At 61.6% G+C, this 14,957-nt stretch carries 15 protein-coding genes; 6 read left to right on the top strand and 9 right to left on the bottom strand.

The window, feature by feature from the left end:
• A partial coding sequence (locus tag VFF99_RS05255) for a serine/threonine-protein kinase (protein ID WP_325015659.1) occupies window positions 1-922 on the bottom strand: 922 nt, incomplete at its 3' end.
• Window positions 923-1,015: 93 nt separating this feature from the next.
• On the opposite strand from VFF99_RS05255, the gene VFF99_RS05260 reads away from it, so the two are divergent.
• The 4 genes from VFF99_RS05260 to VFF99_RS05275 are packed head-to-tail and all read left to right on the top strand — an operon-like array spanning window position 1,016 to window position 5,128.
• Window positions 1,016-1,909 carry a YicC/YloC family endoribonuclease gene (locus VFF99_RS05260; protein WP_325015685.1) on the top strand — a complete coding sequence of 298 codons (894 nt, stop codon included), beginning with the start codon at window positions 1,016-1,018 and terminating at the stop codon, window positions 1,907-1,909.
• Between the two features lie 39 nt (window positions 1,910-1,948).
• Window positions 1,949-2,593 (top strand): guanylate kinase, encoded by a 645-nt coding sequence (gene gmk, locus VFF99_RS05265; protein WP_325015661.1) that lies wholly within the window; start codon window positions 1,949-1,951, stop codon window positions 2,591-2,593.
• Between the two features lie 20 nt (window positions 2,594-2,613).
• Window positions 2,614-2,817, top strand: a complete 204-nt coding sequence (gene rpoZ, locus VFF99_RS05270) for a DNA-directed RNA polymerase subunit omega (RefSeq protein WP_325015662.1) — start codon at window positions 2,614-2,616, stop codon at window positions 2,815-2,817.
• Between the two features lie 37 nt (window positions 2,818-2,854).
• On the top strand, window positions 2,855-5,128 hold the full coding sequence (locus tag VFF99_RS05275) for a bifunctional (p)ppGpp synthetase/guanosine-3',5'-bis(diphosphate) 3'-pyrophosphohydrolase (protein ID WP_325015664.1): 2,274 nt from the start codon (window positions 2,855-2,857) through the stop codon (window positions 5,126-5,128).
• 166 nt (window positions 5,129-5,294) lie between these two features.
• Here the strand turns inward: VFF99_RS05275 and greB are convergent, their stop codons facing one another.
• The 4 genes from greB to cadR all read right to left on the bottom strand — a co-directional run bounded on the left by greB (window position 5,295) and on the right by cadR (window position 8,749).
• The gene (gene greB / locus VFF99_RS05280) at window positions 5,295-5,849 is read right to left on the bottom strand and encodes a transcription elongation factor GreB (protein WP_325015666.1); all 555 of its coding nucleotides are present in this window, start codon (window positions 5,847-5,849) and stop codon (window positions 5,295-5,297) included.
• Window positions 5,850-5,893: 44 nt separating this feature from the next.
• Entirely contained in the window at window positions 5,894-7,183 is a 1,290-nt protein-coding gene (locus VFF99_RS05285; RefSeq protein WP_325015668.1) for an EAL and HDOD domain-containing protein, read from the bottom strand.
• A gap of 176 nt (window positions 7,184-7,359) precedes the next feature.
• A complete protein-coding gene (locus VFF99_RS05290; RefSeq protein ID WP_325015670.1) occupies window positions 7,360-8,262 on the bottom strand; it encodes a 23S rRNA (adenine(2030)-N(6))-methyltransferase RlmJ in 903 nt (300 codons plus the stop codon).
• A 49-nt stretch (window positions 8,263-8,311) separates the two neighbouring features.
• On the bottom strand, window positions 8,312-8,749 hold the full coding sequence (gene cadR / locus VFF99_RS05295) for a Cd(II)/Pb(II)-responsive transcriptional regulator (protein ID WP_414691503.1): 438 nt from the start codon (window positions 8,747-8,749) through the stop codon (window positions 8,312-8,314).
• A gap of 73 nt (window positions 8,750-8,822) precedes the next feature.
• Between cadR and VFF99_RS05300 the strand changes: the two genes are divergently transcribed.
• Entirely contained in the window at window positions 8,823-9,482 is a 660-nt protein-coding gene (locus VFF99_RS05300) for a cation transporter (protein WP_325015673.1), read from the top strand.
• Between the two features lie 72 nt (window positions 9,483-9,554).
• Here VFF99_RS05300 and aceA read toward each other — a convergent pair whose 3' ends face one another.
• The 3 genes from aceA to VFF99_RS05315 all read right to left on the bottom strand — a co-directional run bounded on the left by aceA (window position 9,555) and on the right by VFF99_RS05315 (window position 13,025).
• Window positions 9,555-10,865: an isocitrate lyase gene (gene aceA / locus VFF99_RS05305; RefSeq protein WP_325015675.1), complete on the bottom strand. Its 1,311-nt coding sequence runs from the start codon at window positions 10,863-10,865 to the stop codon at window positions 9,555-9,557.
• Between the two features lie 379 nt (window positions 10,866-11,244).
• Complete coding sequence (gene rraA / locus VFF99_RS05310) at window positions 11,245-11,739, bottom strand: ribonuclease E activity regulator RraA (RefSeq protein WP_325015677.1); 495 nt, start codon at window positions 11,737-11,739, stop codon at window positions 11,245-11,247.
• 50 nt (window positions 11,740-11,789) lie between these two features.
• Window positions 11,790-13,025 (bottom strand): MFS transporter, encoded by a 1,236-nt coding sequence (locus VFF99_RS05315; RefSeq protein WP_325015679.1) that lies wholly within the window; start codon window positions 13,023-13,025, stop codon window positions 11,790-11,792.
• A gap of 112 nt (window positions 13,026-13,137) precedes the next feature.
• Here VFF99_RS05315 and VFF99_RS05320 point away from each other — a divergent pair, with 112 nt between their 5' ends.
• On the top strand, window positions 13,138-13,932 hold the full coding sequence (locus VFF99_RS05320) for a helix-turn-helix transcriptional regulator (protein ID WP_325015681.1): 795 nt from the start codon (window positions 13,138-13,140) through the stop codon (window positions 13,930-13,932).
• An 88-nt stretch (window positions 13,933-14,020) separates the two neighbouring features.
• Here the strand turns inward: VFF99_RS05320 and VFF99_RS05325 are convergent.
• A partial coding sequence (locus VFF99_RS05325) for an AAA family ATPase (protein WP_325015683.1) occupies window positions 14,021-14,957 on the bottom strand: 937 nt, incomplete at its 5' end.

Here is a 14,957-nt window from a genome sequence, read left to right on the forward strand (position 1 = left end):
GCTTTTCGATCAGGTCGGGTTCCTTCTGTTCGACGACGGGTTCGCGCAGCGCCTTCTGCAGCGCGAAAACGCTTTGCGGACGCTCCAGCGGTTCGAGACGCAGCGACCAGCGGATCACCTGGATCAGCTCGCGCGAATACATGCTTTCCAGCTTGCGGAAGTGGTCTTCCATGCGGTCGTTGGTCTTGCGCTGGTCTGCCGGCTGGGGCGGCGCCCCGACCATGCTGGCGAACATTGATGCGCCGATGCTGTAGATGTCGGTCCACGGGCCGAGGTTGCCGTTCTTGACGTACAGCTCGGGCGGCGCGAAGCCGGGGGTGTACATCGGGTAGAGCTTGGGCTGGTCGGCACGCAAGGTCTGGCGCGCCGCGCCGAAGTCGAGCAGGATCGGCGTGCCGTCCATGCGCAGATAGATATTGGCGGGCTTCAGGTCGAGGTGGAGCAGCTTGTTCGCATGTACTTCGCGCAGGCCGTTCATCACCTGGTTGAACATTTTCCGGATGAAACGCTCCGACACCAAAGGACGCTCGCCCTTGTCGCGCCGGCGGATGATGTGATCCTGCAACGAGCGCCCGGATTCATAGGCCATCACCATGTAGACGGTATCGTTGGCGCGGAAAAAATTGACGACGCTGACGACGTTGGGGTGCGAAATGCGGGCCAGCGCGCGCCCTTCTTCGAAGAAGCACTTGAGGCCGATGCGGAAGACGGGCAGGTTTTCCGCGGAGATGGCGGGGACGAGTTCGCCCGGACGGCGCAGCGCGAGCGAGCTGGGCAAGTACTCCTTGATGGCGACTGCGTTGCCGTCCTCATCATAGGCCAGGTAGACAATACTGAACCCGCCGGACGCAATCTTCTTTACAATGCGGTATCCGGCAATTTCGAGTCCATCCGGCAATGGGGCGTTGTTTTGAGATGCCATATTTCCCTGGGCGGTTTCCCTGACAGTTCCTCCGGATTGTGTGGGATAAATCACTGATTTGTAAAGCAAGGAAACATTTTGACGATCTCCAGCATGACCGGTTACGCGGTCACCACGCGCGAAACCGATGCGGGCACACTGACCGTTGAACTGAAAAGCGTCAATTCGCGCTTCCTCGACCTGCAGTTCCGCATCAACGACGAATTCCGCGCTTTCGAACCCGTGTTGCGCGAAGCCATCATGGCGCGCGTGAACCGCGGCAAGGTTGAGTGCCGCCTCAGTTTCGGCCGCAAGGCGACTACCGGCGGCGTGCAGAACCTGAACGCGGAACTGCTCGACGCATTATCAAAAATGCAAGCGCAAGTGAAACAACATTTCCCGGATGCGCCTGCCCTGACCGTCAGTGAACTCTTGCGCTGGCCGGGCGTGATTGCCGACGCCGAAGCCAGCCAGGAAGCGCTGCAGGCCGAAGTGCAGGCACTCATCAACGATGCGCTCGGCGCCTTCATCGACAGCCGCGCACGGGAAGGTGCGGCCCTGCAGGCGATGCTGATATCGCGTATCGACGAGATGGAAGCTATCGTCCAGCGCATCACCCCGCTTATCCCGCAGGCGATTGCGCAGTTCCAGCAAAAGGCGACTGAACGCATGAAGGAAGCGCTCGGCGTGGCCGCGTCGAACGGCGGACCGGCGACCGTCTCGCGCGAGGAAGCGCTGGAGCGCATCCGCCAGGAAGTGACTCTCTACGGCATCCGCATCGATGTGGCCGAAGAACTGTCGCGCCTGTCGGCGCACCTGTCGGAAACGCGCCACATCCTGAAAAAAGGCGGACAGGTTGGGAAGCGCCTCGATTTCATGATGCAGGAACTGAACCGCGAAGCGAATACCGTCGGCTCCAAGGCGGCGCTGAAGGAATTGTCCGACGCATCGATGGCGATGAAACTGCTGATTGAGCAGATGCGGGAACAGGTCCAGAATCTGGAATGACCCGGCATTGACTTTTTTACACGACAACCAGCCATATCTATGACCGAAGTCTTCAATCCCGCAGGCAGCCTGTTCATGGTCGTCGCCCCCTCCGGCGCCGGCAAGTCCACGCTGGTCAATGCGCTGCTGGCGCAGGAACCGGCCATCAAGCTGTCGATCTCCTTCACCACGCGCCAGCCGCGCCCGGGCGAGCAGCACGGACGCGAATATTACTTCACGACGGTAGAGGATTTCCTCAAGCGGCGCGAAGACGGGGAATTTTTGGAATCGGCCGAAGTCCACGGTAATTACTACGGAACGTCGCGCCTGATGATCGAGAAGGAAATGAAAGCCGGCCTCGATGTTCTGCTTGAGATCGATTGGCAGGGCGCGCAGCAGGTCAAGAAGCAGTTTCCGGGCGCCGTCCAGATTTTCATCCTGCCGCCGTCGATCGCCGCACTGGAAGAACGCTTGAAGAAGCGCGGACAGGACGAACCGCATGTGATCACGCGCCGTATCCTGGCCGCCGGCGGCGAAATAGCGCACGCCCCGGAGTCCGAATATGTTATTATTAATCAAGAGTTTGCGACAGCTTTGTCGGAATTGACAGCAATCGTCAAAGCTTCGCGTTGCCGCTTCGCGCAACAGGCTGCACGCAACGCTTCCCTATTCACCCAGCTTGGCATCCACGCCAACTTGAGCTGACATCAATTTCAGGAGCACTTATGGCGCGTATCACCATCGAAGACTGCCTCAAACAAGTACCCAACCGCTTCCAGCTGACCCTGGCCGCGACTTATCGCGCCCGCCAGCTTCTGCAAGGTCATACCCCGAAAGTCGAAGCAAAAGACAAACCGACGGTTATCGCACTGCGTGAAATCGCCGCCGGCAAGGTCGGGCTCGAAATGCTGAAAAAAGTCCCGAGCTGAGTAGCGTTAACGGCCATGCGACTGATAAGCTTAGCTTATGAACCTGACTCAACCAGATTCAACCCTGTCAGTCGCTCCGAATAACCGGGCGTCGTCCGATCGCCCGGCCTCCAAGATTCCCGATTCCTCCCCGAAGTCCGATCCGAACGCTGCGCAGAATGCGGGCGTCGCTTCCGTCACCCTGCTGATGAACAAGCTGGGCGACTACCTCTCGCCTTCCGAAATGAAGAAGGTGAAGGAAGCCTATCGCTTTTCGGATGAAATGCACCTCGGCCAGATCCGCAAGTCCGGCGAGCCTTATATCTCGCATCCGATTGCCGTTGCGGAAATCTGTGCTGACTGGAAATTGGACGCGCAGGCGATCATGGCCGCCCTGCTCCATGACGTCATGGAAGACCAGGACGTCAAGAAGGAAGAACTGATCGAGCGCTTCGGCGCGCCCGTCGCCACTCTGGTGGACGGTTTGTCCAAGCTGGACAAGATCGAATTCCAGAGCCAGATCGAGGCGCAGGCTGAAAACTTCCGCAAGATGCTGCTGGCGATGGCGCGCGATGTGCGCGTGATCCTCATCAAGCTGGCCGATCGCCTGCACAACATGCGTACGCTGGGCTTCATGAGCCCGGAGAAGAAGCGCCGCATCGCGCGCGAGACGATGGAAGTCTATGTGCCGATCGCGCACCGTCTCGGCCTGAACAATATCTATCGGGAACTGCAGGACCTCGCCTTCTCGCACCTCTTTCCGGTGCGCTACCGCACATTGGCGAAAGCAGTGAAGGCCGCGCGCGGCAACCGGCGCGAAGTGGTCAGCAAGATCCTCGAATCCGTGAACAACACGCTCGCGGCGACCGGCATCAAGGCCGCGGTCTACGGCCGCGAAAAGACGCTGTACGGCATCTACCGCAAGATGCGCAACAAGCACCTCTCCTTTTCCCAGGTGCTCGACGTCTACGGCTTCCGCATCGTTGTCGACAGTTTCGCCAACTGTTACGTGGCGCTCGGCACCCTGCACGCGCTGTACAAGCCGATGCCGGGCAAATTCAAGGATTACATCGCCATTCCCAAGCTGAACGGCTACCAGTCGCTGCACACCACCCTGATCGGCCCCTACGGCACCCCGGTCGAATTCCAGATCCGTACCCAGGACATGCACCACGTCGCCGAAGCCGGCGTAGCGGCGCACTGGCTCTACAAGGACTCGGATGCCAGCCTGACCGATCTGCAGCAGCGTACCCACGCATGGCTGCAGTCTCTGCTCGACATCCAGAAACAGACCGGCGATTCCGCGGAATTCCTCGAGCACGTGAAGGTGGACCTGTTCCCGGATTCGGTCTATGTCTTCACGCCGAAGTCGAAGATCATCGCCCTGCCGCGCGGCGCGACGGTGCTCGACTTTGCCTACACGATCCACACTGATATCGGCGATCAGGCAATCGGCGCCCGCGTCAACCACGAACACGCCGCTTTGCGTACGGAACTGCGCAACGGCGATATCGTGGAAATCGTGACCGCGCCGACATCGCGCCCGAGCCCCAATTGGCTGACCTTCGTCCGCACCGGCAAGGCGCGCTCCGCGATCCGCCATCACCTGCGCACCATCAATCTCGCCGAATCGACCGAGCTCGGCAAGCGGCTGCTCGCGCAATCGCTCACCATCCTGGAAATCGATCCGCAACTGCCGCCGGAGCTGGTGGAGAAGCTGCTGAACGAGTCCAGTGCCAAGTCGCTCGACGAGCTGTATGCGGACATCGGTGTCGGCAAGCGCATGGCGACGCTGGTGGCGCGCCACATCCGCACGCTGATGGAAAGCGATCCCTCCAACACCCTTCCGCCGCTCGACACCGAAAAGAAGAGCAGCAAGCTCGATCCGGTTGCCATCAACGGCAATGAAGGCGTATCCGTGCAGCTGGCACAATGCTGCCAGCCCATTCCGGGCGACGCCATCAAGGGCCAGCTCAAGCGCGACCAGGGCATTGTCGTGCACGCAAACGACTGCGATATCGCCAAGCGCCAGCATGCGAAGGAACCGGACCGCTGGATCGACCTGGTATGGGAGGCAGAACTCACGCGCCGTTTCGACTGCCGGATCAAAGTCCTCGTCGACAATGAGAAAGGCGTGCTTGCACGGGTGGCGGCGGAGATTGGCGAATCCGATGCCAACATCACCTATGTCGGCATGGACGACGACCGCGACCACCTGATGAAGCAATTGCACTTCACGGTGCAGGTCGAGGACCGCGTCCATCTCGCACGCCTGATCCGCAACGTGCGGAAGATCCCGGGCGTGGCGCGCATCCTGCGCGAGCGCGGCTGACCGCGCGAAGCCCGCCTTTGCAACCCGCGGGAGACGTGCACGCGGGTTTCGCTTCGCTCTACCCACGCTACGATCCTTTAGCCGCATAGCCCGCGCCTTCAAGAACTGTAGGGTGAGTAGAGCGCAGCGAAACCCGCCTTGCCGCCGCCAGGACGCAAGCGGAAAATCAGGGCACCGGATAGGAGACGTCGAGGATGGTGAGCTCATCCAATCCGGCCGGCGTCCTGAGCACGACGGAATCCCCTTCCCTGGCCTTGGTCAGCGCGCGCGCCACCGGCGAAATCCAGCTGATTCTGCCGTTGAGCGGATCGAGTTCGTCGATGCCGACGATGGTGACGGTGTGCTCCTCGCCTGCCTGGTTTTCATAGGTGACCGTTGCACCAAAAAAGACCTGGTCGCTGCCGTGGTGCACGCTCGGGTCCACCACTTCTGCAAGGTCGAGGCGCTTGGTGAGGAAACGGATGCGGCGGTCGATCTCGCGCAGGCGCCGCTTGCCATAGATATAGTCGCCATTCTCGGAGCGGTCGCCGTTGGAGGCCGCCCATGACACGACCTTGACGACTTCGGGCCGCTCCACGTCGATCAAGCGCAGCAGTTCATCCTTCATGCGCTTGTGCCCCTGCGGCGTCATGTAATTCTTGGTGCCGGCCGGGATGGCGGGCAATGCGCCTTCCAGGTCGTCGTCGTCACCGTCCGATTCTTTAACAAATGCCTTGTTCATGAGACATATTGTAGCCGCCTGCGGCCACACATTACTGTTAGGCGTCAGTTGACCCCGCCGGAGACCGCATCGCTCCACTCGAAGGCAGACACCTGCAAGGCGTAGAGTTGCTCCGATGATATTCCGAGCTTGTCGAGCAGCGGCGTGAGCTGCGGGCAGGCGTTGTCGATCTTTTCGATGCATTGGGCGAGGCGCAGCATGTCGCCGTAAATTCCGGAACCGTCGAGCAAGGCATGCCGGACCTCGTCATCTACCGACAATTGCCGGACGATCTCCTCCATCGGCAGGCCGAACAAGGCGTCCATCAGGGACAGAATGCCCACGGTGAACGCCGTACCGGCCATACCGGTGTCGCCGGGCCGTATCGTCTCGGCGATCAGCTCGAGCAGGCGCCCCCGTGTGGTGGCCAGCGCCAGCAAAGGCGATGCCGCGCAACGGCTCTTGTCGGATTCGGCGTACAGGAGGATCTGCAGCCAGCGATGGATCTGCTGGCGCCCCAGAAGCTTCAGCGCATGTCCAAGGGAATGGATCTGCTCGGTCACTCCTGCGCTGGGCGCGTTCACGAGGCGCAGCAGGCTCATCCCCAGCGAGGCATCCTGCTTGATGCCTCGCTCGATGGCCGACAGCTCGGCATTCGATGCGAGCTGCGTCATGAGGCGCATGATCGCGATCTGGGACGGCGTCAGCCTGCGGCCGGCGAGTATGGTAGGCCGGGCGAAGTAATAGCCCTGGAAATAATCGAATTCGTGGTCGAGGCAATGCTGGAACTGTTCCTGAGTTTCGACCTTCTCGGCCAGCAGCCGCTTGCCGGCCTGCTTGAATTTCCGCCCCAGCGACGCGACGTGCTCGTCGCTCATTCCGCTGATGTCGACCTTGATGATGTCCGCCAGCGGCAAGAGCTTTTGCACGTTGGGCGATTCGGCCACCACGTCGTCCAGCGCGATGGCAAAGCCGGCCGCGGCCAGTTCTTCCACCCGCGCGATGATGCGTTCGTCCACCTCGACGGTTTCGAGGATTTCCAGGACGACCCTGTCCTTGGGCAGGAAGTGGATGAAGTCGCTCAGCAGCACTTCCGCGTTGACGTTGATGAAGCCGAGGGAGCTCCCGATCACGTTGCTCATGCCGAGTTCGGCCGCATGCGCGATCACCGAGGCAGTGGCGGACAGGTCGTTGGTGACATTGGCCGGCCCCGCGGCAGCGGCCCGGAATAGCAGCTCGTAGGCGAACAGTTCCTGCCTGCGGTCCAGGATGGGCTGGCGCGCGAGGAAGAAGTCCCGTGCACGATACGGCGGGACAGCAGCCTCCAGCGGAATGTCGCGTGCGAGATTCGCCATGAAGAATTACCAGTCTCTGTGTCGTGACTCCGGCAGGCCGGCCGGATCGGGCATCGCTGAACACGCGTGTGCTTTGATTGTACGTTCCGCACACGTGCCCGGTTTCAGCGATTTCAAACTGATACATTTGTGCGACAGTAGACCGGAGGATGAATTCCCCGATCCAGCAGTTTCGCTTATGCCTTTCGCACACCGGGGCCGGTGACCGGCACGCCTGTTTCCAGCGTAAAACGTGCCTGATCGTCGCGGGCGAGCGCCTTGACGAGGAAAGGCATGATCTCGCGCAGCATCGGCTCCAGCGTCCACGGAGGATTGATCACGAACATGCCGCTGCCGGTGAGCCCGAAGCCGTCGGGCGTGGGTCCGCCGATCGACAAGCTGACGTTGAGCCAGTCCTTGCCCTGCAGGCGCTTGAGCTTGTCCGGCAGCTGGCGCGATTCCATGCGCTGCAGGACGGGGTACCACACGGCGTAGGTGCCGGTGGGGAAGCGGATCAGCGCATCGGCCAGCGTGTCTTTCACCCTTCGGTAGTCGTCCTTGACCTCGTAGGGCGGATCGATCAGGACCAGTCCGCGGCGCGAGGGCGGCGGCAGCAGCCCTTTCAGCCCCGTGAAGCCGTCGCCGCGGTTGACCATCACGCGCTTGCCGCGCGAGGCGCCACGCTGCCCTTCGGCTTCAAGCTTGCGGAAGTTGTCCTCCAGCAGCTTGATGTCGGTCGGGTGCAGCTCGAACAGGCGGATGCGGTCCTGCTCGCGCGCGACGCGGTCGGCGCAGTACGGCGAGCCGGGGTAGTAACGCATCTTGCCGCTCGGGTTCATCTCCCTGACCAGCTGCACATACTCGGCGACCGGGCCGGGCAAGTCCTTGCTGTCCCACAGGCGGGCAATCCCCGTCTCGTACTCCCGGCTCTTGTTGGCATAGCCGGTATCGAGCGCGTATACGCCGGCACCAGAATGGGTGTCGATGTACATGTACGGCGTTTCTTTCTGGCCGAGGTAGCGCAGCAACTGGATCAGCACGGTGTGCTTCAGCACGTCGGCATGGTTGCCGGCGTGGAAGGCATGGCGGTAGCTCAGCATGGGAATGTCCGTGCGGGAAGAGTCAAAAGGGTGCTCATTCTACCAAGCATCAATGGCGCTCACCGTGACAAACGCACTCGCTGCTGCTGGCCGCGCTTTGCAGGTTCTGCAGGATGCCGCAGTGCCTGGCGCTGAGCTGGGTATGGCAGGCGCTGCGCAGCGTCTGCAGCTGCTGCTGCAGACGCTGCAAGGCCGCGATCTGCTGCTCCGTCTGGTCCAGGTGGCGATCCAGCATGGCGTTGATCTCGTCACAGGCCAGCTCGGGCCGGGCCTGGAAATGTTGCAGCGTGCGAATGTCGTCCAGCGACATGCCCAGCGAACGGCAATGCCGGATGAACAACAGGCGCTCCGCATCCTGCTCGCTATAGCGGCGGTAGTTGCCTTCGGTACGGGGCGGCGTCGGGATCAGCCCTTCCCGCTCGTAATAGCGGATGGTTTCCACTTCGCAGCCCGTATGTTTTGCCAGTTCGCCAATCTTCATCATCATCCCTTCACGCAATGCTTGACCCTATAGTAGCTACAGGGTCTGTAATAGGCAAACTTGCTCAAGGAGAGTTCCCATGTCTGCCCATTGCTGCGCCCATTCCCCCACGCCTGCCGCCCAAGATCCGCGCTATCGCCGCGCCCTCTGGATCGCGCTTGCCGTCAACGCGCTGATGTTCGGCGTCGAGATCGTCGGCGGCCTGCAATCCGCTTCCACTTCCCTGCTGGCCGATGCGGTCGATTTCTTCGGCGACGCCGCAAACTACGGCGTCTCGCTGATGGTGTTGTCGATGGCCGCGATCTGGCGCAGCCGCGCGGCCTTGTTCAAGGGATTGTGCATGGGCGCTTTCGGCGTCTTTGTGCTGGGGAAGACGGCGTTCAGCGTCGCCTCCGGCGTCGTGCCTGAACCGGTGACGATGGGTGCGGTCGGCCTGCTCGCGCTGGCTGCCAACCTCGGCGTTGCGGCACTGCTGTACGCCTACCGCAGCGGTGACGCGAACATGCGCTCGGTGTGGCTGTGCACGCGCAACGATGCCATCGGCAACGTTGCCGTCATGTTCGCCGCAGCGGGCGTATTCGGCTCCGGAAGCGGCTGGCCTGACTGGCTGGTTGCCATCCTCATGGGCACGCTGGCGCTCAATGCGTCTTTCAGTGTGGTGCGCCATGCGCGCGCCGAAATGCGCGGTGCACCCCAACCGCGGCATGTCCATGCGCATGAAGGTCATCACCACCATTAAGAGCGCCCACGCATAAAAAAACCGCACCCGAAGGTGCGGTTTTTCATTTCAAGCCCGGGATCCGGAAGCAGATCAGTGGAACTGCTCTTCTTCGGTGGAACCGGTCAGCGCCTTGACGGAAGACGAGCCGCCCTGAATCACGGTGGTCACTTCGTCGAAGTAGCCAGCGCCGACTTCCTGCTGGTGCGACACGAAGGTGTAGCCCTTTTCGCGTGCAGCGAATTCCGGCTCCTGGACCATGTTCACGTAGTGCTTCATGCCTTCGCCGCGAGCGTATGCGTGCGCGAACTGGAAGGTGTTGAACCAGTTGACGTGGATGCCGGCCAGGGTGATGAACTGATACTTGTAGCCCAGTTCGGACAGCTTTTCCTGGAATTCGGCGATGGTCTTGTCGTCGAGGTTCTTCTTCCAGTTGAACGACGGCGAGCAGTTGTAGGACAGCAGCTTGCCCGGGCACTTGGCATGCACGGCTTGCGCGAATTCACGGGCGAAGCCCAGATCCGGCGTGCCGGTTTCGCACCAGACGAGGTCAGCGTACGGAGCGTATGCCACGCCGCGGCTGATAGCCTGCTCCAGGCCGTTCTTGACGCGGTAGAAGCCTTCCTGGGTACGCTCGCCGGTCAGGAACGGCTTGTCGTTGGCGTCGTGGTCGGAGGTGATCAGGTTTGCAGCTTCTGCATCGGTACGGGCCAGAACGATGGTCGGCACGCCCATGACGTCAGCGGCGAAGCGGGCAGCAACGAGCTTCTCGATCGCTTCCTGGGTCGGAACCAGCACCTTGCCGCCCATGTGGCCGCACTTCTTCACTGCAGCCAGCTGGTCTTCGAAGTGCACGCCGGATGCGCCGGCAGCGATCATGTTCTTCATCAGTTCGAACGCGTTCAGCACGCCGCCGAAGCCGGCTTCTGCGTCAGCCACGATCGGCAGGAAGTAGTCGATGAAGCCTTCGTCGCCCGGGTTGACGCCGCGCGACCACTGGATTTCGTCAGCGCGCTTGAAGGTGTTGTTGATGCGGCGGACCATGGTCGGCACGGAGTCGTAGGCATACAGCGACTGGTCCGGGTACATGGTTTCGGAGGTGTTGCCGTCGGCGGCGACCTGCCAGCCGGAGAGGTACACGGCTTCCAGGCCTGCCTTGGCCTGTTGCATGGCCTGGCCGGCGGTGATTGCGCCGAAGGCGTTCACATAGCCCTTCTTCGCATCGCCGTTCACCAGCTTCCACAGCTTTTCTGCACCGCGCTTGGCGTAGGTGTGCTCGACCGGAAGAGAACCGCGCAGGCGGACAACATCGGCAGCGGTGTAGTTGCGCTTGATGCCCTTCCAACGGGGGTTTTCGGCCCAGTCTTTTTCCAGATCCTTGATTTGCTGCTCGCGAGTTGCCATGGTTGTTCTCCTATGAAACGCAGTGAAGAAAAAAGAAGATCGATGGGAGAATCATATGCGGATTTTTGCGGGGCAACAAGGTCTTATATAAGACATATAAGTAAATTTTTCTCGTTTAAAATCAAGGAACTGTTTTTTACTTTTCGCGATACGGGATGATTTTTCTCAAAATGAAAAATTCCTACAGTGCTCTGCAGCGCGATTTTTTACAATGCGAAAAGGAAATTTCGAGATGTGGAAAACGGACGGTCGAAGACCGGGGAACAGAGTCGGGAATTTCAGTGGGATGGGAAGGGGCGGCACCGGCACCCGCATGGGCACCTGCCAATGATGCATGTCCAGTTATCCGGACATGCATCACTTGTACACGTAATGAAGGTCAGTCCAGTTTCTGGGCGGCGACGAGCACGCCGTCCGCATCGGCATAGATCCAGTCGCCGGGATTGACTGCCACGCCGGCAATAGTCACGCGCAGGTCGCGCTCGCCGACGCCCTTGCGGATGCTGCGCTGGGGATGCGTTGCCAGCGCGCGCACGCCGATGTCGCACCCATTGATCTCTTCGGAATCGCGAATGCAGCCGTTGACGATGATCCCCGCCCAGCCGTTCTTCTCCGCCAGCACGCCGAGATTGCCGCCGACGAGCGCGCAGCGCAGGCTGCCGCCGCCGTCGACCACCAGCACGCGGCCGTTGCCCGGCGTCTCCAGCGCCGCGCGCACCAGGACGTTATCTTCGAAGACTTTCAGCGTTGCGGCCTGGCCGGAGAATGCCGTGCGCTTGCCGAATTTCTGGAATACCGGCGGCAGCACGGATAAGGTGCCGGCCGCAATCTTGTCTTCGTTCGCGTCGCAAATGTCGCAGGTCGCAAAAGCCATCGTTTCCTCCCGGATGTAAAAAGGTCAATTCAACCCGGGATTGTAAGCGATCAGGCCGCCTGCGCCTTGACCGACTTCCTGGCCGTATTGGTGCCCACGCCGACCGCGGTCAGGATCGCCAGCCCCTGGAAGATGCCAATGCCGATGAACACCCAGGACGGATGATTCGCATCCATCAAGGCGCCGAACAGCAGCGGACCGGTTGCAAGTCCGATGTCCAGCCCGGAGTACACGACGCCGTACACCCGTCCCGTCGCATTCTTCGGCGCAGCGGCGCGGATGAGCAGGTCGCGCGAGGGCCCCGCGACACCCGCCCCGAAACCGATCGCGCCCATCAAAACGATGGCAAGCAGCGACGGCACGATTCCCGCCGCAATGACCAGGCTGAATACCGCGGACGCCATGAAGGCAATGGCAATGGTCCTGTCATGACGATCCGTCTTCGATGCGAGGAAGCCTCCCCACACCATCCCCACCGCGGAGGCCAGCATGTACGCGGTGTATCCGGTCGTCGCCGAGGCCAGCGACATGCCGTACAGCTCGCGCAAACCCTGCGACGAAAAGCTCTGGATGCCGCCCAATGCGACCGCGATCATGAAGAAGAAACCGAAACACATCCACACGGCCGGCACGCGCATGAAATCGAATGCCCGGCCTTGCGCGTCACCGGCCTTTTTCTGCGACACCACCGCGGCACGCAGCTCGTCGGTATGCAGGACCTCGCGATACACGACCAGCAGGGCGAGCACGGCGAACGGGATGCAGGCAGCCGCCAGCAGGGCCGCGCGCCAGCCGAAGAGTCCGGCCATGCCCGTCAGGAATACCGGCGCCGCCGCCCAGCCGAGATTGCCGGAAATGCCGTGCACCGAGAACGCGTGTCCAAGCCGTGGCGTGGACACCCGCTGGTTGAGCAAGGTGAAATCGGCGGGATGGAAAACGCTGTTGCCCACACCGGCCAGCATGGAACCGGCCAGCAGCATCGGATAACTGCTCGCCTGAGACAGCACCAGAGCCGAGAGGCCGAGGAAGCCGATGCCCGCAAACAGGACGGTGCGCGCACCGACGCGGTCGACGACGAAGCCCGCTGCGGCCTGGCCGGCCGCAGAGATCACGAAGAACACGGTCATCAACAGGCCGAGCTCGGCGTACGACAAACCGAACGCTTCCTTCAGCCAGGGAAACAGCGGTGCGAGGATCAGGTGGAAGAAATGCGACACGCCATGGGCGACGCCGACCAGGCCGATGACCTGTGCATCCTGGCGGAAAGTGGGAACAGCGGTACTCATTGGACTCCCCGGGCGATAAACGATGGAATGAGTGTACGCAAAAGGTTTTCGTCTGTTTTAAGATAGGATGACAACCTTTGTCGAATTCCTGCCAACACCCGGAGGCGCTGTCATGGCAACCCTTCCCGTCACCCATACCCGGCTACACCTGCCCGGACGCACGCCGACGCCAGAGCGGCCGGTACGCCTGGTCGCACGCGACCTCAAGGCGTCGGAGCTTCTCGCCGCGCACAGCCACGACTGGGGGCAGGTGACCTATGCGCTCGACGGCGTGGTGCGTGTTACCGTGGGAAAAAGCACCTGGATCGTGCCGCCGCAGCGGGCGATCTGGATTCCGCCGCGGGCGCTGCATGAGGTCGCCACTTTGGAAAAGGCCCGGCTGCGGGCGCTCTATGTGCATGCCGGCGCCTCGCCCTTCCCGGGAGACGGATGCGAGGTGCTGGAAGTGTCATCGCTGTTGCGCGAGCTGGTTGTCGCGCTGGCGATGGCAGATGCGGGCGAGGCAAGGGAATCGATGATCGCCGCCCTGATCCTTGACGAACTCGCCCGCTCGACGACCATGCCGATCCGCGTCGCGCTGCCGGACGACAAGCGGCTCAAGTCCTTGTGCGAAATGCTGATCGCGGAACCGGCCTCGCCCCTCACGCTGGACGAGTGGGCGGTGCGCGTCGGGGCATCCTCACGCACCCTCGCCCGCCTGTTCGACAGCGAACTCGGCATGAGCTTCGGGCAGTGGCGCCAGCAGGTGCGCCTCGCGCACGCTGCACCGCTGATCGCGCGCGGCATGCCGCTGTCGCATGTCGCCAGCGAGCTCGGCTATGCGAGCCAGTCGGCGTTCTCTTCGATGTTCAAGAAAACCTTCGGGCAATCGCCGAGTGCTTTCTTTGCGCGCAGGGGAGGACTGTAGGGTGGGTAGAGCGAAGCGAAATCCGCCAGAACAACGCCGGCTGGCCGCAAGGTGGGTTTCGCTTTCGCTCTACCCACCCTACGATCCATCAAGCCGCCGCAGTCTTCTCGAACACCAGCTCGCCATTGCGGGTGGTCACGCCCACGACATCCTTCGGACCGAACTTCCCTTCAAGGATGTACTTGGACAGCGGATTCTCAATCTCCTGCTGGATCGCACGCTTCAGCGGACGTGCGCCATACACCGGATCGAAGCCGGCTTCCGCGATCTTCTGCAAGGCGGCATCGGTCATTTCCAACTTGATGTCGAGCTTGGCCAGGCGGCTTTCCAGGACTTGCAGCTGGATACGCGCGATGGAGCCGATGTGCTTTTCGTCCAGCGCGTGGAACACCACCAGCTCGTCGATGCGGTTGACGAACTCCGGACGGAAATGCGTTTTCACTTCGGCCATCACCGCCAGTTTCACCAGCTGCGGATCGCTTTCCTCCATCGACTGGATCTTGTGCGAACCGAGGTTCGAGGTCATGACGATCACGGTGTTCTTGAAGTCCACGGTGCGGCCCTGCCCGTCGGTCATGCGCCCGTCGTCGAGCACCTGCAACAGCACATTGAACACGTCCGCATGCGCCTTCTCGATCTCGTCGAGCAGGATCACGCTGTAGGGCTTGCGGCGCACCGCCTCGGTCAGGTAACCGCCTTCCTCGTAGCCCACATATCCGGGCGGCGCGCCGATCAGGCGGGCCACCGAATGCTTCTCCATGAACTCGCTCATGTCGATGCGGATCATCGCCTCTTCCGTGTCGAACAGGAAGGAAGCCAGCGCCTTGCACAGCTCGGTCTTGCCCACGCCGGTCGGGCCGAGGAACATGAAGGAGCCGTACGGACGGTTCGGATCGGCGAGGCCCGCGCGCGAACGCCGGATCGCATCCGAAACGGCGACAATCGCTTCATGCTGGCCGACCACGCGCTTGTGCAATTCCTCTTCCATGTGCAGCAGCTTGTCGCGCTCGCCCTGCATCATCTTG

Source organism: Noviherbaspirillum sp. (assembly GCF_035654295.1).
Lineage (GTDB): Bacteria > Pseudomonadota > Gammaproteobacteria > Burkholderiales > Burkholderiaceae_D > Noviherbaspirillum.